Consider the following 19,012-nt stretch of genomic DNA (forward strand, 5'->3'; position numbering starts at 1 on the left):
ACCGGGGCCCGGCTGCATCTTCGGGATATCGCCGCCATGAAGGGGTATCGGGATGATGGCCAAATCCTTTTTCATTGCCGGGCTTGCCAGCATACTGGCCAGCCTGCCGGTAACCGTGCCGGTGATATCGGGCACGCCGGTGACCGTGACCGTCGGCGGAATCGCGTTGGAGATCGACCGGAGAAACGGGGTGGATATCGATCTGGACCCGGTCTGCTTTGTGCAGACATGCCCGCTGGCCCAATTGCGCATCGGCGCAGATGACGCGCCGGTCTATCTGACCGGCGTCTGAACACCGCGGCGGCGCCGGCGTTCCGCAAACCGGCCGGGCGCCAGGGCGTCTGCGCCCGCACACTCCAGCGCCGGAGCGTGGCCGCAGATCTTGGCGGCGATCTGCTCGGCCAGAAGGGGCGCATGGGCAAAACCGCGCGAGCCGAGGCCGGAGAGAATGAACTGCCGGCCGCTCAGCGCGCCGCACACGGGCAGGCGGTCCGGCGTCGAGGCACGTACGCCCGACCAGGTCGCCACGGCCTCGCCCAGTTCAATATCGGGACACTGACCGGCCATGGCCTGGCGGAAACCGGCGATAGCTGTTTCGGCGGGCCCGGCCGTATCGCCCTTCACATGCGTGGCGCCCACCAGAACCCCGCCCCGCGCGGCACAGGCATAGCCGCCCCAGGTCACGGGCCGTACCGGCGGATCGCCGGCAAACACGGCCACCTGTCCGGCGCTGGGCGAAATGTCCGGCAATGCCATCGCCGCGCCCGCACCCGAGGCGTGGACGATCCAGTCGGCGCTCAGCACGATGCTCCCGCCGTAGTCGAGCAGGACACAGCCCGCCTCCGTCTCCTCGACCCGCTCGATCCCGGCTTCAACGACCGGCAGATTGCCGATCAGCTGTTGTACCAGGCGGGCGGGTTCGAACCGGCCCGCCCGGGTCAGCTGCAGAACCTGGCCGTCCCAGACCACACTGTCGTCCATCATGGCGGCAATGGCAGCGAACCGTCCTGCCTCGGCTGCATCCTTCGGCCGGCGGATCACGCCTTCGGGCCGGTAGCCGCCGAGCGTTTCGTAGAGCGTGCGCGCGAAGTCGAATGCGGCCAGCGTGGCACGCACATGCGGCCTGTCGGCGCGTTCCAGGCGCGGGGTCAGGAGACCGGCGGGCGCGCCGGACGCCCCGCCCGCCGGGCCGGCCTTGTCGACCAGTACAACATCGCATCCGCGCGCATCGAGCGACCGGGCCAGTGAGGCCCCGGCAATCCCGGCGCCCACGATGGCAATCCGGCCGACCGGGGTTCGGCCGGCATTAGGCATTCCGGGAAATATCGCCTCGAGCCGTTCGCGCTTGCGCCCGAAACCGGGGCGTTTGGCCACCTGGAAGCCGGCGGCCTCAAGTCCTCGCCGCACGGCCCCCGCAACGGTGAAAGTGCCCACGCGGGCGCCTGGAGCCGACAGCGATCCGACCCTGTCCAGCACCGTCTGGGACCACATCGCCTCATTCCTTGCCGGCGCAAATCCGTCGAGAAACCAGGCGTCGGCACAGATTTCCATCTGCCCCAGCGCGGCGTCCGCATCGTCGTGGAAGACAGTGATGGCGAACCCGTCTTCGGGAAACACCATGCGGTGGCTCCCCTTGAACCGGGGCGGCCATTGCGCCAGGAGCCTGCCGGCCAGTTCCGACAGGGCCGGCCAGGCCGCGAAGGCCCGGCGGGCCTCCTCGCGCGAGAGCGGGTGTTTCTCCACCGTCACGAAGTCGAGCCAGGCGCCTCCGGCACGGGTTTCGCGCCAGAGCTGCCACAGCGCCAGGGCGTTCAGCCCCGTACCGAAGCCCAGCTCACCAACGGTGAAATGACGGCGCCCCTGCCAGGCCCCGGGCAGGCCGCACCCGGCCAGAAAGACGGACCGGGTCTCCTCCAGCCCGTCTTCCATGGAAAAATACACATCGCCATAATCTGCAGCCCGCGGCCCCGAAGGCTCGCTCCAGTCGAGCCGGGCCGGATCGCAGACCAGGCTGACCGCGTCCATCAGAGGCTTTGCGTGAACTTGGCGAAGGCCATCAGGCCTTCGGGCCAGGGCCCGTGCCCGCTTTCGGGCTCGAAATGCCCGGCTTCGCCGGCATCGCCGAATCGAATGTCCCAGTCCCGCGCCCAGGCCTCGGCCTTGGTGATGTTGCAGGTCGGGTCGTTGGAACTGGCCAGCAGCAGTCCTGCAAAGCCCAGGGGTTTGCGCGGCACCGGATCGAAGCCGTGCTCGCCGTACTTTTCCTTGAGTTCAGGCCGTTCCCAATCCGAGGGCCCGACCAGAAAAGCGCCGGCGATCTTGCCCGCAAGGCGGGGTGCCGCATGGGCCACGGTCAGTACACCGACCGAATGGGCAACGAGAATGACCGGCTTTTCGGCCCGCGCGACTTCCTCGTCCAGCCGGGCGACCCAGGCATCCCGGCGCGGCCGGTTCCAGTCGTCCTGTTCGACGCGGCGGGCTGTCGACATGTTGTCCTGCCAGCGTGTCTGCCAGTGAAAGGGAGACGAATTGCCCAGGCCGGGCACGATGAGGATTTCGCTGTCCTTGATTTTCATACCGCCGTTCTAACGCCGATTCCGGCGCACGCCATCCCCCAAATGAAGAGGCGCGAAACCGCCCGGTTCCGCGCCTCCATTCCGTGCCGGACTTTGTCGGTCAGCCGACTTCGGAGGGAATCTGGTCCAGGGCGGTTTCCAGCTCGGCGAAGCTGGGTTGCATCTTGGAGGGTACGCCGCCGCGGCCGATCTCGACGGAAATCTGGGCGGCATTGCCGTGCAGATGGGCCACCAGCACATCCTGGATGATCTTGTAGAACTGGTGTTCCTCGTCGTAGATCGCCTGCAGATAGGCCGCGAACGGGCCCACGAAACCATAGGCCAGGAACACGCCGAGGAAGGTGCCGACAAGAGCCGAACCGATATAACCGCCCAGAATGGCCGGCGGGCTTTCGATAGCGCCCATCGTCTTGATCACACCCAGCACCGCGGCGACGATGCCCAGGGCGGGCAGGCCGTCGGCCATCGTCTGCATGGCGTGTGCGGGATCGGCGGTCTCATGATGGTGCTTTTCCAGCTGTTTTTCCATCGCGTCCTCGACCTGGTGGGGATCCTCCAGGTTCATCGTCATCATGCGCAACGTGTCGCAGATGAAGTCGACCGCGAAATGGTCCTTCATGATCTTGGGATAGCGCGTGAAGATGGCACTGTCCTTGGGGTTTTCGATATGCGTCTCCAGCGCAATCACCCCTTTTGTCTTCATGGTCTTTGTTAGCAGGAAGAGCAATGACAACAGGTCTGAATAGTCCTGCGCCTTCCACTTCGGACCGGAGAAGATCTTGGCCAGGTCGCCCAGCGTCTTCATGATCGTCTTCGGTTTGTTGCCGATCAGGAACGCACCCGTCGCCGCTCCGCCGATCATCATCATCTCGAAGGGCAGGGCCTTGAAAATAACGTCGAAATGGCCGCCGGCGAGGGAGAATCCGCCAAACACCATCGCAAACACGACCACAATGCCAATGATCTGAAACATATGTCCCGTCCACCACGCTGCCGGGCGGTTTTTCCACCCGTTTGACCGGCACTATGACGGCTTAAGCTTAATGTCCGGTTGAACGGGGGTTAGCGGGCGGTTTACCGCTTGGCGCCGGACACGCATCGGTCTAGATGACGTCCTTCATGACCCCGCCCCACGATCCGTCCAGCCCGACAGGTCCCGCCGAACGGCGCCAGGCCTTCCGCCTGCTCTTCCTGTGCCTGATGGCAACGGGGATCGGCAACAACATGCTGTTCGCCATCCTGCCGCCGCTGGCGCGCGGTCTGGCTGTGCCCGAATACTGGGTCGGGGCGATCTATACGGTCTCGGCCGTGCTGTTCATGACGATGACACCGATCTGGGGCGCCCTCTCGGACCGGCGCGGCCGCAAACCCTTTATCGTCTTCGGCCTGTCGGCCTTTGCCTGTTCCACCCTGATCTTCGCCGCCGCCGCCTGGGCGGGCGAGGAAGGCTGGGTGCCGCCGCTGGCCGCGATTTTCGCGATGGCGCTGGCGCGTACCCTGTTCGGCGGGCTGGGCTCGGCGACAAACCCGTCCGCCCAGGCCTATGTTGCCGACCGGACCAGCCCGTCCGAACGCACCGAAGCACTGGCCGGGCTCACCGCGGCCTTCGGCCTGGGTGCCGTGATCGGCCCCACGCTCGCCGCCACGCTGGTCGAGCTGGTGGGCGTGCCTGTCTTCATGGTCATCGTTTCCGCCACCGTGTTCGCCGGCGCGGCGGCCGTGTGGTTCAAACTGCCCGAACAATCCCCGCCGAAGCAGCAGAACCGGCCCATCAACCCGTTCAAGCAATTCGCCTTCGGCGCCGATCCGCGCATCTTCGCCTTCGTCGTCTATGGCTGTCTGACCTGGATCGTGCAGTCGCTCAGCCTGTCCACGCTTGCCTTCTTCATCATGGACTCGCTGGGCCTCGACGAATCCGAGGGCCTGCAGATGTCGGCGATCGCCCTGGCCGCCGGGGCCGGGGCCCTGATCGTCGCCCAGCTGATTGTCATCCCGGCGCTCAAGGCCAGTCCCCGCATCCTGATGTCGCTGGGCGCTTTCCTGACAGTGGGCGGATTTGCGCTGATGATTGCGGCACCGAACTATGCCGGCATCGTCACAGCCTATCTGCTGATCAGTTTCGCCTTCGGACTGTCCCGCTCGGGCTTCACGGGCGGCGCGTCCATCGCCGTCGAACCGGAGGAACAGGGGCGCGCGGCCGGCCTTACCACCGCCACCGCCGGGCTGGGCTTCATCCTGGGGCCCGTGGGCGGCCTCTTCATGTACAACCAGCTGGGCCACGTAGTGCCCTACTATGTCGCCGCCGTCCTGAGCCTTGTCGCCCTTGCCCTGGCCTGGCTGCATCCGCAGATCCGGCGCGTGCAGAACTTCGTCGAGATCAAGCCGGAACCCTAGCGCTGCGCCGCAGCCGCCATCACCGCATCGTACATTGCCCGGCCCACATAGCCGTCGGCCACATGGCCGTGGGCGCGCTGGAAGGCGCGCAGGGCGCCGCGGGTATTGGGGCCGGCGAGGCCGTCGGGGGTGCCGGCATCGAAACCGAGCGCGTTGAGCGCGGCCTGGAGTTCGCGGGTCTGCGACCGGGTGATGGGCGGATTGTCTTCCGGCCAGGGGCCTTCGAAGGACGCACCGCCGGCGATGCGGTCGGCCAGGTGTGCGACGCCCAGCGCGTAGGCGGTGGAATTGTTGTAGCGCTTGATGACGCGGAAATTGGGGAAGGTGAGAAATCCGGGGCCGGCCCCTCCGGCGGGCAGTTCCAGCCGCGCCGCACGCATCAGATGATCGGCATGCCAGTCACCGTGCGCGGGCACCAGCCCGCGCATCGCCCATTCCGAGACCAGGCGCGACTGATCCGGGTCCCAGGCGGAAAAATCGAAATCCGCCGGCAGGTCGACCTCGAGAATGGCCGGTGCGCCGGCCTGCCAGCCGGCCTCGCCGAGCAGGTTGGCGGCCGAGGCCAGGGCGTCGCCCACATCGGTCCAGATATTGCGGCGGCCATCGCCGTCCCAGTCATACGCCCGCATGAGATAGGTCGAGGGGATGAACTGCGTCTGCCCCATCGCCCCGGCCCAGGATCCGGTGAGCTGGTCGCGCGTGGCATAACCCCGGTCGATCATCCGGGCGACGGCGATCAGCTCGCCTTCGGCCCAGGCGCGGCGGCGGCCTTCCCAGGCCAGCGTGGCCAGGGCCTGGACGATGTCGTTATTGCCCGGAATTTCGCCATAGGAGCTTTCCAGCCCCCAGATCGCGACCAGGATTTCCGCCCGCACCCCGAACCGGCCGGCGATGGCATCGACAGTATCGCGATGCTCGGCGTAGGCGGTTCGGCCGTTGCGGATACGCAGGTCCGACGCGGCGATATCGAGATATTCCCAGACCGGCCGGACGAATTCGGGCTGTGAGCGGTCGGCCTGGATGATGCGCATTTCCGGTTCCAGACCGTCCAGCATGGCGCCGACCGTCTCCGGCGAAGCGCCGGACGCTTCCAGGCGCACACGGAAACCGGCCAGCCAGTCGGCAAAGCTTTCGTCCCCGGGCTGGGCCTGGGCCGGGCCGGCCGAGGCGGCCAGGGCGAGAATCAAGGCCAGGAGAGTGCGGATCATCCGTTCCTCGTCAGTGTATCCGGCGCCAGACCGGCGATTTCGATGATAAGCTTGCGTTTGAGCGCGTCCACGAAATCATCATGCAGATTTGTGGGCGAAATGAAGGCGCCCGGCCCGGCAATCACCTGGTTTTCGAAATAGGCGCTGACATCGATACTTACCGAGGGCCGGAACGGATGCTGGCGGCTATTGTCGATCGGCAGGCCGTTGACCGTGATCAGCCGGCTTTCAGCACGGCTGCGCGCGGCCGCAAGGCTGGGCCCGGCATTCTGCGGCCCGTCGCCGGACAGGTCGACGACCTGGCGCACCCCGTCGAAACGGTTGGTGTCGATCAGGCTGACCGCATTGTCGATCGCCGCGCCGATGGCCGTGCGGCGGCCGGAGACGAAAGGCGCGATTGCCAGCGCGGCCGCGAAGGCCCGGGCGTCCGCCTGCGTTTCGATCACCGTCCAGGGCGCAACGACGCGCTGGAAGTCGGCATCCGCCCATTCCAGATACATCACCGCGATCCGGCCATAGCCCCCGCTCTGGATTGCCGCGATCACGTCGGGATCGGCCAGGGCCGCAACATGGCCCTCGCGCTGGCGCCGCGCCTCTACCTCGTCGATGGAGGAGGACACGTCCACGGCCAGAACGAGTTCCAGATCGACCCGCTCGCGCCCGTCCGCAGCGTATTCGACGGGACGGTCGGGGACGCTGGCCGGCTCGGCCGCCGCCCCGGCGGCCAGGCCGGCGGCCAGCACAGCACACAGGAGACGCCACTGGGTCATGGTGCCCGGCCCGTCTCCATAGCGCCGGAGGCTCCCCGGCCCAGCTCGTCCGGAGAGGGCACGGCACCGGCAATCTCGATGACCAGCTTGCGCAGGATCGCCTCGCGGAACTCCGCCTCGGTGCGCGCAGGCAGCACGAAGGCGCCGGGCCCGGCGATCACATTGTCGCGGAAATAGTCGTCCAGATGCAGTTCGGCCGGCCGCACCCAGCGGCCCTCGTCCACAGAGATTACCGGCAGGCCGTTGACCACAACTCCCGCCTCGTCGGCCATGGCCCGGGCCTGGTCCAGCGGCAGGCCCTGATTCTGCGGACCGTCGCCGGAAATGTCGATGATCCGGCGCGGTGCAGTGTGCGGATTGGAACGAATGCGCGCGACACTGTCGGCGATGGCAGCCCCGATCGCCGTGTAATGCCCGCGCTCGAGCGGCGCAGCCGCCACCCGTGCGGCAAACTCCAGCGCGTCCGCTTCGCTGGCGATCACCGTCCAGTCGGCAGCGGCGCGCTGAAATCCGCTGTCGGCCCATTCCACATAGGTCACCGCGATCCGGCCCAGCGGACCGCCCCGGATCGACCGGATCACGTCCTCCGAGGCCAGCGCGGCGACATAGCCCTCGCGCTGGCGGCGCGCTTCCTCCTCGTCGACCGAATAGGAGATGTCCACGGCCAGGACGAGTTCCACATCGACGTCGTAATCATAACCGAACCCGTCGGCCTGGCTCGAACCGCCGGCCAAAAAAAAGGCCGCCGCGGCGGCCGCAATAGTGGATCGCAACATTCTCATGGCGGCACACTAGAAAGCCCCCGCACGGCGGGCAACTGACGATGTGGTAAGCTTGTCAGGCCGTGCGGCGCAATCCCGCCAGCAATCCGCCGACGGCGATCTGCGACAGCCCGCAGACGCGTTCGCGCCAGACAAGGCCGACCGGACCGCGCACGAAGGCCCCGCCGGTCGCACCCAGCACGGCATAACCGGCCAGGACCGGCAATTCGGTGGCGTGCATGATCGCCAGCATGAGGCCGTAATCGGCCATGCCCGTAACGCCCGGCGTGATGAATTGCGGCAGCAGAGCCCCGAAGAAGAGCACCGATTTTGGATTGGCCAGCTGTTTCGCCAGCCCCTGCCGGAAGGCAGGTCCGGCAGGGTCCGCGGCGCGCGGCGGCCCGGACACCTCGGCAACCCGGCGCGCCTGTCGCAGCGTGGTGATACCCAGCCAGATCAGATAGGCCGCGCCGGCCCATTTGATCAGGGCGAACAGGAAGGCCGAACTGACCAGGACCGCGCCCAGCCCGAAGACCGACAGGCCGAAATAGATCGTATTGCCCGCCAGGATGCCCAGCGAGGTTGCCAGGCCCGGCCGGACGCCGCGCGCCATGGCCTGGGTCGTGACCAGCAACACGGCCGGTCCGGGGCTGAAGGACATGGCGATGTGCATGAGGGTGAAGGCGAGGATGAGGTCGATGGTGAGGGTCATGATCGGCTCCGGGCGTGCTGCCAACGCCTGCCGGAGGCGCGCCGGTCCGTCCAAACCTTCCCGTCCCGGGCGCGCGCTGGCGGGCGCTTCTGCCCGCCGCGGCGGCAGGACTGCCGCGGATTCGGGCGATACGGGCCGCAGTGATACCCGGTTCGCGTCACAGCCGATTCCGATTCGCCCCTGCAGGACCGCTCGTATAAGCTTGCCGGACAAGTGGATGGCGGCGATACGGTCCTGGGATAAGGGCCGGCGCCGGAGCCTGGAGGGGACAGGGCATGTTCAGCGTATTGGCCGGCCTCGGCGTGGCGGGATGGAGCGGTATCGCCTCGATCGGTGTGATCCTGGGCGGCACCGCCGCCTGGCAGAGCAATCGCCGGCGCAAGGCGCGCCCGACGGCACCTGGCAAGGGCGAAACGGCACAATACCTCGATGGAGGCGACGAGCCGCCCGTCCAGATCCCCGAGGAAATGTCGGCCTGGGAGGCCTACAAGGCGACGATCGACAAGCGTGTGAAGAATTTCGCGAAGGCACGCGGCAGCGTGGTGCTGAAGATCGTGCATCACGAAGTCGACGAATATGTCGACACCGACACCGCCATCGAGGCCATCGACCTGATCCGCAATGCGCCCGAGAATGCGCCCATCGATGTCGTGCTGCACACGCCGGGCGGCATCGCCTCGGCGACCCAGCAGATCCTGCACGCGCTCAAGCACCACAAGGGTCCCAAGACCGCCTTCGTGCCCTATCGCGCCAAGTCCGCCGGCACGATGATCGCCCTGGCCTGCGACGAGATCGTGATGGGGACCAGCGCGGTGCTCGGCCCCATCGATCCGCAATACGCCTGGATGCCGGCACCGATCCTGGCCGACCTGACCCGGCAGAAGTCCGCAGACCGGATTTCCGACGAGATGATGATCCTGTCGAAAATGGCGCAACAGGCCGTCAACGAGGCCCGGCGCTTCTCCTGCGACTATATCAATGACGCCCACAAGCGCGACGGCACCTGCGACCTGACCAACGACCTGATCGGCGGCGGCCGCAATCACGACTATCCGATCCTGCCGCAGGAAGCGGCCGGGTTCGGCCTGAATATCTCCACCGACATGCCGGAACTGGCCTATGGCATCTGCCAGCCGCCGCCCAAGGACGATCCGGTGCTGATCGTCTCGATGTTCAACACCCAGAAGGAAGAGGATGGCGAAGCGCCGTCGAAACCGGTCTTTCGCTGACCGGCGCGCCGCACGCAGATTCTCAGCACAAGCGATGTTGACACGTCCCGCCGGACCCAGTATCCACCGCGCTCCCTTGAAACACGCTTGTTAGACCGTGAAGGCCGAACGATGAAAGTCCGCAGCTCGATCAAATCGCTGAAGAACCGCCACCGCGATTGCCAGGTCGTGAAGCGCCGTGGCCGCATCTACGTGATCAACAAGACCGATCCGCGCTTCAAGGCGCGCGCCGGCTAGTCACGCCGCAGCGCCGGGCCCGCCTCCGGCGGGCCGTGTTCAGCGCATCGCATACGCTTGTCGCATGGCCCGTGCACTGACGTGCGCGGGTTTTGCGTTATGGAGGCTCCGCACACCATGCCCACTCGCGCCGTCCTCTGGGATCTTGGAAACGTCCTGCTCGACTGGTCCCCGCGCCGCTTCTACGAAAAGCTCTTCCGCACCGAGGCGGAAGTCGACCACTTCCTGTCGGAAGTATGCACCATGGACTGGCATGCCGAGCATGATCGCGGTGTGCCGATGGCGCAAAACCGCGAATCCCTGATTGCGCAATATCCGCACTACGAGGATGCCATCCGGGCGTGGGAGAGCGGGTTCGAGGGCATGCTCGCCGGCGCCATTCCGGGCACGGCGGAAACCATGGACGCGCTCGCCCGGGCGGGCGTGCCGCAATACGCCCTCACCAACCTGCCGGCCGAATGGGTTGAACCGGTCCACGCGCTCTATCCGCAGATGGCGCACATGAGGGACGTCATCGTCTCGGCCCACGAAGGTGTCATCAAGCCCGACCGGAAGATCTACGAGATCACGGCCCGGCGCCTGCCGCACGATCCGGCCGACGTCGTCTTCTTCGACGACCGCGAGGCCAATGTCCGCGCGGCACGGGAATTCGGTTTCGATGCGGAAGTATTTACCGGCGAGGCGGGCCTTCGGCGGGACCTGGCAGCGCGCGGACTGCTCCAGCACGCCTAGCCTCCGCGCCCCGGCGCCTGTCTAGAACGAGCACACGTCTCCCGCTCCCAGTTCCAGGGACTGACGAAGGCGGCACCGTTTCGTTGATGCAAGCCTGTCGCCGCCGATGAGGCTGCTACCCTCAACCGGCTCCGGCACAAGGCCGGGGAAAACCGGAAGCATGCCGGCATCCGCGCATGCGGGTGGCCGCAAGGCGCGAGTCTGCCTGTGCCGCAGCGCCGCACCAAATGTTGCAGCTGCGCACTGTTCACCGCGCCTCCTTTTGCCTTAAATACGTACCCAGTCGTCGAAAGCAGGAATTCCGGCACAAGACCGGAACCGGCTGCCGGCAGGGAAACGGTCGATACGGGCGCGAGGAGACACACGAGATGGATCTGAACTTCACCCCCGAGGAAGAGGCCTTCCGCCAGGAAGTGCGCGACTTTCTCAAGGACAATCTCTCCGAGGAACTGGCCACCAAGGTGCGCAACGGGCGCGAACTGGCCAAGGCCGACATGGAGGCATGGCACGCCACGCTGCAATCGCGCGGCTGGCTCGCCACGACCTGGCCGAAAGAGCATGGCGGTCCCGGCTGGAATGCGGTCCAGCGGCACATTTTCGAAGAGGAGTGCGCCTTCGCCAATGCGCCGCGCACCGTGCCCTTCGGCCTCAACATGCTGGGTCCGGTGCTGATCAAGTTCGGCACGGACGCGCAGAAGAAGACCATCCTGCCGCGCATCCTGTCCGGAGAGGACTGGTGGTGCCAGGGCTATTCCGAACCGGGCGCCGGTTCCGACCTGGCCAGTCTGAAAACCCGCGCCGTACGTGACGGCGAGGACTACATTATCAACGGCCAGAAGACCTGGACCACGCTGGGCCAGTTCGCCAACAAGATCTTCTGCCTGGTGCGCACCTCCACCGAGGGCAAGCCGCAACAGGGTATTTCCTTCATCCTGGTGGACCTGAACACGCCCGGCATCGAAATGCGCCCGATCAAGCTGATCGAGGGCGGCTACGAGGTGAATGAGGTCTTCTTCACCGATGTGCGTGTGCCTGCCGCCAATCTCGTCGGCGAGGAAAACCAGGGCTGGACCATCGCCAAATACCTTCTGGGCCACGAGCGTACCAATATTGCCGGCGTCGGCGCCTCGACCGAAGCGCTGAACCAGCTCAAGGCGCTGGCCCGCAAGGTGAAGCGCGGCGGACGCCCGCTGGCCAGGGACCCGCTGTTTGCCGCCAGGGTCGCCGAGGTCGAGATCGACCTGGAAGCCATGCGCATGACCAATCTGCGCATGCTGTCGGGCAATGCCGATGCGCAGGGCTCTGTATCTTCGATGCTGAAGATCAAGGGTACGGTGATCCGTCAGGCGATCAACGATCTGTCCCGCCGCGCCCTGGGCCCGGCGGCTGCGCCCTTCCCGTCGGAAGAAGTGATCGGCAATTACGGTATCGCGCCGCCGGAAGCGGCCTCGAATGCCGCCAGCTATTTCAACAATCGCAAGCTCTCGATCTTTGGCGGATCGAACGAGATCCAGCGCAATATCATCGCCAAAGAGACCTTCGGAGCCTGATCCATGGATTTCACACCGACAGACGACCGCCGGATGATCGCGGACAGCCTGCGCCGCTTCCTGGCCGATACCTATCCGGCCGAACACCGCAACACGATCGCCTATGAGGGCGATTTCCACGACCCCAAGGGCTGGGCCGGCCTGGCCGAGCTGGGCATCATGGGCGCCCTCGTCTCCGAAGACGATGGCGGTTTCGGCGGCGCCGGTTTCGACATCACCACCGTGTTCGAGGAAATCGGCCGGGCCCTGTGCCCGGAACCCCTCCTGGGCAATCTCATGGCCCTGCGCCTTTATGCGTCGCACGGCAAGGCCGAGCGCATCGAAGCCATCGTCGCAGGCACCGAAAAGGCCGCCTTCGCCTTTGACGAAAGCGACAGTTTCGGCGATCTCGGCGAGATCGCCGCGCGGGCCGAAAACGGCAAGCTGACCGGGCGCAAGACCGTGGTCTATGGCGGTCACGTGGCCGACCGGATCCTGGTCGCGGCGAAATCTGCCGCCGGCAGGATCGGCCTCTACGAGATCAAGGCGGCCGATGCCGAAATCCTGTCCTATGCCATGATCGACGGTGGCGGGGCTGCGGAGATCGTCCTCGACAATACGCCGGCGGACTGCCTGGCCGAGGATGCGCTCGACACCATCGAAGCCGCGCTCGATGCCGGCCGCCTGGCGCTGTGCGCTGAAGCCGTCGGCGCCATGGACGTGATAAAGGAGATGACGCGCGACTATCTGATGCAGCGCCAGCAGTTCGGCCGTCCGATCGCGCTCTTCCAGGCGTTGCAGCACCGGCTGGTCGATTTCTCCATCGAGATCGAACAGGCCCGTTCCATCGTCATCCATGCCGCCGGCATGTTCGAGACGGACGGGCACGCCCTGGCCGTGGCCAAGGCGAAGAACCTGATCGGCCGGGCCGGAAAACTGGTGGCCGAGGAAGCCGTCCAGATGCATGGCGGCATCGGCATGACCTGGGAATATGCCGGCTCGCACTATGCCAAGCGCCTGATCATGATCGACCACCAGCTGGGCGATACCGAAGACCAGTTGCGCAAGGTGATGGCCCTGACGGACATGGCCGCGGCGGCCTGACGGCGAACCTAGCTGTCCGTTCCCGATCCGGTATTCGTGTTCAGCGTCTGGCGCCTTGCCAGACGCTGGCGCGCATGCCAGGCGAGCTTTTCCACATAAAGCTGGATGTCGTGATCGGACAGGGGCGCGCCCCAGCTCTGGCGCAGATGCTTCCAGCGTTCGAGCAGTGTGGGGTTGGGCCGGACCCGCATGCCGGGAAATTGCGGCCGGCCATCAGCGTCCAGGGTGACAGCCGCGTGGGCGAGGTGCCGCGCATCGCCGAGATGGCGGTAATCCTTCATCTTTTCCAGATGCGGCACAATCACCTTGCCACCCGGAATACGCCGGACAGCCCAGGTGAGAACACGCATCACGCTCGCATCGAAGGGGATGGCGGCAACACCGTCCGACGCATTCACCACGCGATAGATCGGGGTGAATATCTGGTCGGCGAACACCTCGTTGCAGCAACGCGGCGCCCCGAATGTATAGCATGCGCCCTCGGACTGATTGGCGATGAAACGCGTGGCCACGACCGCCAGCGCTCCGCCCAGGCTGTGGCCCGTGACATAGACCGGCATTTCCGGATACCGCCGCAGCACCGCATCGATGGGTTCGCGCACGGACTGGAAGGCGGTGAAGAAGCCGCGGTGGACAAGGGCCGGCACGACATCGTCGCCCGGCACGGTGATCATCACGGCATCGATATCCGAGCGGATGTCGGCAATGCGGGTGGGCTGGGTACCGCGGAAGGCCAGCACCAGCATCGGCGCCGCCGGCTCACCGTCCCGTTCTTCCACACAAACCTTGGCGATGAAGGCCTGGGTGTCCGACGTCAGCCCGTCGCTGATAGAGAACGTCTTGACCAGTTCGAACCCGATCCGGCCGAGCTGGGTTTCCAGCACCGCCCGCCCGCTTTCGCCCCGGCCGGGCGAGACAAGATGGTTCAGCGCCACGAGAATGGCCTCGACATCGGATTCCCCGGCCAGCGCACCGGCGATCTCCCGCAGGTCGGCCTGGGTCGGCGGGGCCTCGAAGGGCACATAGGCCAGGAGCGACATCACCGCCATCAGCCAGGCGGTGCGGTCGGAATAGGCGGCCCGCCGGACCGGCGGCGTCGAGAGCGCCATGTCGGCATTGATCTCGAATTGCATGATTTCGCCTCCCCAGCGTACTTGATGCGGAAATTATACCCTGGCGTGCAAGCCGGCGCTATCTCGATCTGACCGCGTACCGATCGCGTTAAATCCTTTCCACCTTCTGCCCCTCACCGCTGGACGGGCCGCGGCGCTGCGTTATCCTTTGCACCATGATGCTCGCCGCACTTATCGCCCTGACCACCGCCCTGGCCGTGCAGGACACGCCGCCCGCCGATGTGGAAGTGGCCCCGCAGACGGAATTCCGGACGCCGGAAGAGCGGCTTGACGATCGTCTCGACGCGCTGGCCGAGGCTGGAACGCCGCGTGAGGCGGCTCCACTTGTCGACGAGATTCGCGCCCTGTGGGCCCATTCCGGCTCGGACACTATTTCCCTGCTGATGGACCGGGGCCAGGCCGCCGAGGCGGCCGACAATCCCGAGATCGCCGCCCGCATGTACGATCACGTGATCCGGCTCGATCCCGATTTCGCGGAAGGCTGGCTTGCCGCCGGGCGCATGGCTGCCCGCTTCGAGGACTGGGCCTATGCGCTGGAAACGCTGAACACCGCGCTCACCCTGGAGCCGCGCCGCTACGACGCCTATCTCACCCTGGGCCGTGTGCTGGAACGGGCCGAGGAGATCGAGGCGGCCCTCGACGCCTACGAGGCCGCCCTGGCCATCTATCCTGCCCATGAGGATGCCCGCGAGGCCCGCGACCGCCTGGCCGACGCGCTGGCCGGGCGTGCGCTCTGACGCGATGCTGACCGCCGCGCTCTTCGCCGGGGCCAGCCTGGCCGTCCTCCTCGCGGCAGGAATTGGCGCGAGGCAGGCCGTGCGCCGGATCGAGGCGGCCCATCCGCCCCGGGGCGAGTTCGCAACGATCGACGGTACGCGCCTGCACTATCGCCGAAGCGGCGATCCGTCGAAGCCCGCAACGCTGGTCCTGCACGGCGCCGCGTCCAATCTTGAAGAACCGCACATGGCCCTGTCCGGCGTGTTCGGGCAGGAACACGTCATCTGGCTCGACCGGCCCGGCCTGGGCTGGTCGCAACGGCCGCGCGGCGACTGGTCGCCCCGGCACGAGGCGGCCCTGATCGCCCGGTTTCTCGAGGCGCTGGGCCTGGAGCGCGCGACCGTGATCGGACACTCCTGGGGTGGCGCTATCGCCATGCGCCTGGCCATCGACCATCCCGGCCGGGTCGACGGGCTGGTCCTGGTCGCACCCGCCCTGTCGGCCTGGATCGGCAAGGCAGCCTGGTTCAATGCGGCGAGTTTCTGGCCCGTACTCGGCCCGCTGATCTCGTACATCCTCGTCCCGCTGACCGGACGCTCGCAGGCCGCCGCGGGCGCGGTGGCCGCCTTCCATCCCGAACCGGTGCCCGATGCCTATATCGACCGCTCGGCCCTGACCCTGTTGCTGCGCCCGGACATCTGGCAGGCGAATTCCCGCGACATGGCGAATGTGAACACGCATCTGGAATGCCAGGAGCACCGCTACGAGCATATCGGCCACGCCACCGTCATCCTGGCCGGCAAGGCCGATACCGTACTCTGGTCGCACCGCCATGCCGGACAGGTGGCCAGGCGGATGAAGCGGGCCGAGATGCGCTGGATTTCCGGGGCCGGACACAATCTGCACCACCATCATCCCGAACAGGTTCTGGACGCCGTCCGGCAGGTGCGCGGCGAACTGCGCGAAAGCGTGCGGATCGCTGGCGGGGCGGCTTGAGACCGCGGACATGCGGCACTAGTCTCGCGGCCCATCCCTGACACGAGGTTCGCGACATGGCTTTCACCGACACCGCCCCCCAAACCGACGGCCCCATCGACCAGTCCGACGCCATCGGCGGCGCCGCACGCGAGCAGATCAAGGCCTTTGTCGCCCGCATCGAACGCCTGGAAGAAGACAAGGCCGCCATCATGGCGGACATGAAAGAGGTCTATGCCGAAGCCAAGTCGATGGGTTTCGACACCAAGATCCTCCGCAAGGTCGTTTCCCTGCGCAAGATCGACCGCCGCGAACGCCAGGAAGCCGACGCGCTTCTGGAATTGTATCTGGGTGCCGTGGAAGGCTAGTCTGACGGCCTCCGCTGGAGGCTTCATGGTTCGCAAGATCGACGAGAAGAAGACCAGACGCGCCCTGCGCCGGCTGAGCCGCGCCCGCAAGGCTGCGGACGAGGCCGGCACGCCGGACCGCGAACTTTCCGAATGGGAAGGAGAATTCCTGGGCTCGCTGGAAGAACGGCTGGAAACCTACGGCTCGGCTTTCAACGATCCGGACAAGGGCAATACCGAAGAGGCGCTGTCGGCACGCCAGACCGTCAAGCTGCGCGAGATCGAGAAGAAGGCAAAGGGCAAGGCCCGCAAGCCGATGTCGCGCGGCCAGGGCTTCAGGCGCAAACCGCCGGGCTACACATCGCGCAGTCGCGACATCAACGAGGATATCGGCGCCCCTCCGGCCGAAAGGCCTGCACAAGGGCCGGACCCGGCAACACCCGAGGACCGGCGCGCGCGGTTCCGGGTCGTCCGCGATGACGATACGGACGTCTGACAACGCCTGACTTGCCGCCCTTCCGGGCTGCACCTACGCTCCCGCCCAGACAGGAAGAGAGACCATGCACCGCTTCACCTACACCGCATTCGCATTGGCGCTGATCGGCTGTCCGGCAACCCTCGCCCAGCCCACGAATGTCGCCGGCGGCCACGCCGGTGCCGACATGTCGATCGAAGCCATCGAACCGGACAGCGAGGCCATCGGCGTCGGCCTGGCCGGCGAGGACCCGGCCGATATCGGGCGTTATCTGATGGCCTCCGGCGCCAATGGTGCACGTCTCTCGCCGGACGGCAGCCGGGTGGCCTATTCGCTCGGCATCACCGGACAGGCCCAGCTCTGGATCAGCGAGGCCGACGGCGGTCAGCCGCACCAGCTGACCTTCGGCAACGGGGTCTCCTTCTTCCGCTGGCTGCCCGACGGATCCGGCCTGATTTACGGCGCCGACAATGACGGCAACGAACGGCCGGCCTACTACTTCGTCAGCGCCGACGGATCGGAGGAACGCCTGATCCTGCCGGCGACCGAGAACGGATTTCGTATATTCGGCGACATCACGGCCGATAGCGACCGCATCGTCTATGCCTCGACCGAGCGCAACGGTCTGGACTTCGACATCTACGTCACCATGCTGTCCACTGGAGAAACCCGGCGTGTCTTCGAGGGAGAGTTCGCCTATCTGGCGCGCGCCGTCTCGCCGGGCGGAGAACGCGTCATCGTGACCGAGAGCGTGGGCGAGGATTCCGACAATCTCTACGTTCTCGACCTGGCGACCGGCGAGCTGAACACGCTGTCTCGTCCCGATCCCCGCGCCAATCACGGCGATGGCGGCTTTGCCTGGAGCGATGACGGGCAGAGCGTCTGGTTCGCGACCAATCTCGAAAACGAGTTCACCGCCGTCACGCGCTATGGCTTTGCCGATGGCGACATGCAGACCCTCTTCGCCATCGACGCCGATGCGGGCAATGTCTCGCTGTGCGGCGCGGACGACCGCTATCTCGCCTGGACCACCAATCATGACGGCTTCTACCGCCTGCATGTGCGCGATCTGAGCAGCGGCGAGGATGTCGAACCGCCCGGCCTGCCGGAGGGATACTACGCGCTCAGCTGCAGCGGCGCCTCCAGCCGCATCGCGATCACCATCAACGGGTGGCGCACGCCGGGCGACATCTTCGTCTGGGATATCGCCACCGGCGAGATCGGACTGGCCTATCGCTCCACCCTGGCCGGTCTCGACCCGGAACGGCTGGTGCGGCCGGAATCGATCCGGATGACCGCGCGGGACGGTGTGGAACTGCAGGGCCTGCTCTACCTGCCGGACGAGACCTCCGCCGGCGGCGAACTGCCGCCGCTTCTGGTCGAGGTCCATGGCGGGCCCACCGGCCAGTCCGTGGCCAGTTTCGATCCCGTGGTGCAATACCATGTCGACCGGGGCATCGCCGTCTTCGAACCGAATGTGCGCGGCTCGACCGGTTTCGGGCGCACCTATGTCACATTGGACGACCGGGAAAACCGGCTCGACAGCGTGCGCGACCTGATCGACATGCTGGATTATCTGCGCGAGGACGGCCGGGTCGACGCCAACCGCGCCGCCGTCTCCGGCGGTTCCTATGGCGGTTATATGGTCAATGCGGTTCTGGCCAATTTCCCGGGCCATTTCATCGCCGGGGTCTCGCGCTATGGCGTGTCGGACTGGGTCAATGCGCTGGAAATCGCCTCGCCGGCCCTGAAGGCCTCCGACCGGATCGAGTACGGCGACATCACAGACAGCGACTGGCGGCAATACTACACCGAAAACTCACCGATCCAGCAGGCTGGCCGGATCGACGTTCCGGTGCTCTACAGCCATGGCGTGATGGACCCCCGGATCGACATTTCCGAGACCGAGACCATGGTACGCACCCTGCGGGAGAACGGTGTCGAAGCCCCCTTCATCCGCATTCCCGACGAGGGCCATGGCTGGCGCAAACTGGCAAACCGGCTGTTCTATTACCGCCGCCAGGCCGAATTCGTGGAGGAGCAGCTCGCCCGCGAGTAGAATGTTAGGCGGCGGTTAAATCTGATCCCGGATTCCCCGCGCGTCAAAGACGGT

At 66.3% G+C, this 19,012-nt stretch carries 20 protein-coding genes; 12 read left to right on the forward strand and 8 right to left on the reverse strand.

Features of this window, described 5'->3' with window-relative positions; all coding sequences use genetic code 11:
* Positions 1 to 52 precede the first annotated feature (52 nt).
* A complete protein-coding gene (locus Q1U94_RS00930) occupies positions 53 to 292 on the forward strand; it encodes a hypothetical protein (protein WP_300540980.1) in 240 nt (79 codons plus the stop codon).
* Here the strand turns inward: Q1U94_RS00930 and mnmD are convergent.
* The 3 genes from mnmD to motA form a co-directional block, all read right to left on the reverse strand.
* Positions 274 to 2,025, reverse strand: a complete 1,752-nt coding sequence (gene mnmD / locus Q1U94_RS00935) for a tRNA (5-methylaminomethyl-2-thiouridine)(34)-methyltransferase MnmD (protein ID WP_300540982.1) — start codon at positions 2,023 to 2,025, stop codon at positions 274 to 276. The genes Q1U94_RS00930 and mnmD overlap by 19 nt on opposite strands.
* On the reverse strand, positions 2,025 to 2,576 hold the full coding sequence (locus Q1U94_RS00940; RefSeq protein ID WP_300540984.1) for an alpha/beta hydrolase: 552 nt from the start codon (positions 2,574 to 2,576) through the stop codon (positions 2,025 to 2,027). Before Q1U94_RS00940 ends, mnmD begins: the two co-directional genes overlap by 1 nt.
* Positions 2,577 to 2,676: 100 nt before the next feature.
* A complete protein-coding gene (gene motA / locus Q1U94_RS00945; protein WP_300540986.1) occupies positions 2,677 to 3,549 on the reverse strand; it encodes a flagellar motor stator protein MotA in 873 nt (290 codons plus the stop codon).
* 146 nt (positions 3,550 to 3,695) lie between these two features.
* On the opposite strand from motA, the gene Q1U94_RS00950 reads away from it, so the two are divergent.
* On the forward strand, positions 3,696 to 4,970 hold the full coding sequence (locus Q1U94_RS00950) for an MFS transporter (RefSeq protein ID WP_300540988.1): 1,275 nt from the start codon (positions 3,696 to 3,698) through the stop codon (positions 4,968 to 4,970).
* Here Q1U94_RS00950 and Q1U94_RS00955 read toward each other — a convergent pair.
* The 4 genes from Q1U94_RS00955 to Q1U94_RS00970 all read right to left on the reverse strand — a co-directional run bounded on the left by Q1U94_RS00955 (position 4,967) and on the right by Q1U94_RS00970 (position 8,421).
* A complete protein-coding gene (locus Q1U94_RS00955) occupies positions 4,967 to 6,178 on the reverse strand; it encodes a lytic murein transglycosylase (protein WP_300540990.1) in 1,212 nt (403 codons plus the stop codon). The two genes, Q1U94_RS00950 and Q1U94_RS00955, sit on opposite strands and share 4 nt — an antisense overlap.
* Positions 6,175 to 6,948: a DUF1194 domain-containing protein gene (locus Q1U94_RS00960; protein WP_300540992.1), complete on the reverse strand. Its 774-nt coding sequence runs from the start codon at positions 6,946 to 6,948 to the stop codon at positions 6,175 to 6,177. The genes Q1U94_RS00955 and Q1U94_RS00960 overlap by 4 nt, the downstream gene beginning before the upstream one ends.
* On the reverse strand, positions 6,945 to 7,724 hold the full coding sequence (locus tag Q1U94_RS00965; protein WP_300540994.1) for a DUF1194 domain-containing protein: 780 nt from the start codon (positions 7,722 to 7,724) through the stop codon (positions 6,945 to 6,947). Before Q1U94_RS00965 ends, Q1U94_RS00960 begins: the two co-directional genes overlap by 4 nt.
* Before the next feature lie 61 nt (positions 7,725 to 7,785).
* Entirely contained in the window at positions 7,786 to 8,421 is a 636-nt protein-coding gene (locus tag Q1U94_RS00970; RefSeq protein ID WP_300540996.1) for a LysE family translocator, read from the reverse strand.
* Between the two features lie 275 nt (positions 8,422 to 8,696).
* Here Q1U94_RS00970 and Q1U94_RS00975 point away from each other — a divergent pair, with 275 nt between their 5' ends.
* The 5 genes from Q1U94_RS00975 to Q1U94_RS00995 all read left to right on the forward strand — a co-directional run bounded on the left by Q1U94_RS00975 (position 8,697) and on the right by Q1U94_RS00995 (position 13,252).
* Positions 8,697 to 9,650, forward strand: coding sequence for a hypothetical protein (locus Q1U94_RS00975; RefSeq protein WP_300540998.1), 954 nt, complete (start codon positions 8,697 to 8,699; stop codon positions 9,648 to 9,650).
* Positions 9,651 to 9,761: 111 nt separating this feature from the next.
* Complete coding sequence (gene ykgO / locus Q1U94_RS00980) at positions 9,762 to 9,887, forward strand: type B 50S ribosomal protein L36 (RefSeq protein ID WP_075188610.1); 126 nt, start codon at positions 9,762 to 9,764, stop codon at positions 9,885 to 9,887.
* A gap of 117 nt (positions 9,888 to 10,004) precedes the next feature.
* Positions 10,005 to 10,619, forward strand: a complete 615-nt coding sequence (locus Q1U94_RS00985) for an HAD family phosphatase (RefSeq protein WP_300541001.1) — start codon at positions 10,005 to 10,007, stop codon at positions 10,617 to 10,619.
* A 368-nt stretch (positions 10,620 to 10,987) separates the two neighbouring features.
* Positions 10,988 to 12,169, forward strand: a complete 1,182-nt coding sequence (locus Q1U94_RS00990; RefSeq protein ID WP_300541003.1) for an acyl-CoA dehydrogenase family protein — start codon at positions 10,988 to 10,990, stop codon at positions 12,167 to 12,169.
* 3 nt (positions 12,170 to 12,172) lie between these two features.
* A complete protein-coding gene (locus Q1U94_RS00995) occupies positions 12,173 to 13,252 on the forward strand; it encodes an acyl-CoA dehydrogenase (RefSeq protein ID WP_300541005.1) in 1,080 nt (359 codons plus the stop codon).
* An 8-nt stretch (positions 13,253 to 13,260) separates the two neighbouring features.
* Here the strand turns inward: Q1U94_RS00995 and Q1U94_RS01000 are convergent, their stop codons facing one another.
* Positions 13,261 to 14,385 carry a lipase family protein gene (locus Q1U94_RS01000; protein WP_300541007.1) on the reverse strand — a complete coding sequence of 375 codons (1,125 nt, stop codon included), beginning with the start codon at positions 14,383 to 14,385 and terminating at the stop codon, positions 13,261 to 13,263.
* 155 nt (positions 14,386 to 14,540) lie between these two features.
* Here Q1U94_RS01000 and Q1U94_RS01005 point away from each other — a divergent pair, with 155 nt between their 5' ends.
* The 5 genes from Q1U94_RS01005 to Q1U94_RS01025 all read left to right on the forward strand — a co-directional run bounded on the left by Q1U94_RS01005 (position 14,541) and on the right by Q1U94_RS01025 (position 18,958).
* The gene (locus tag Q1U94_RS01005) at positions 14,541 to 15,122 is read left to right on the forward strand and encodes a tetratricopeptide repeat protein (protein ID WP_300541009.1); all 582 of its coding nucleotides are present in this window, start codon (positions 14,541 to 14,543) and stop codon (positions 15,120 to 15,122) included.
* Positions 15,067 to 16,098 carry an alpha/beta hydrolase gene (locus Q1U94_RS01010; protein ID WP_300541010.1) on the forward strand — a complete coding sequence of 344 codons (1,032 nt, stop codon included), beginning with the start codon at positions 15,067 to 15,069 and terminating at the stop codon, positions 16,096 to 16,098. The genes Q1U94_RS01005 and Q1U94_RS01010 overlap by 56 nt, the downstream gene beginning before the upstream one ends.
* A gap of 56 nt (positions 16,099 to 16,154) precedes the next feature.
* Positions 16,155 to 16,445 (forward strand): DUF2312 domain-containing protein, encoded by a 291-nt coding sequence (locus Q1U94_RS01015; RefSeq protein ID WP_300541012.1) that lies wholly within the window; start codon positions 16,155 to 16,157, stop codon positions 16,443 to 16,445.
* Between the two features lie 25 nt (positions 16,446 to 16,470).
* Entirely contained in the window at positions 16,471 to 16,920 is a 450-nt protein-coding gene (locus tag Q1U94_RS01020) for a hypothetical protein (RefSeq protein WP_300541014.1), read from the forward strand.
* Between the two features lie 64 nt (positions 16,921 to 16,984).
* Positions 16,985 to 18,958, forward strand: a complete 1,974-nt coding sequence (locus Q1U94_RS01025) for a S9 family peptidase (RefSeq protein ID WP_300541016.1) — start codon at positions 16,985 to 16,987, stop codon at positions 18,956 to 18,958.
* Positions 18,959 to 19,012 lie beyond the last annotated feature (54 nt).

Origin of the sequence: Maricaulis sp. (genome assembly GCF_030149515.1) — a bacterium.
In the GTDB taxonomy this organism is placed as follows: Bacteria; Pseudomonadota; Alphaproteobacteria; order Caulobacterales; family Maricaulaceae; genus Maricaulis.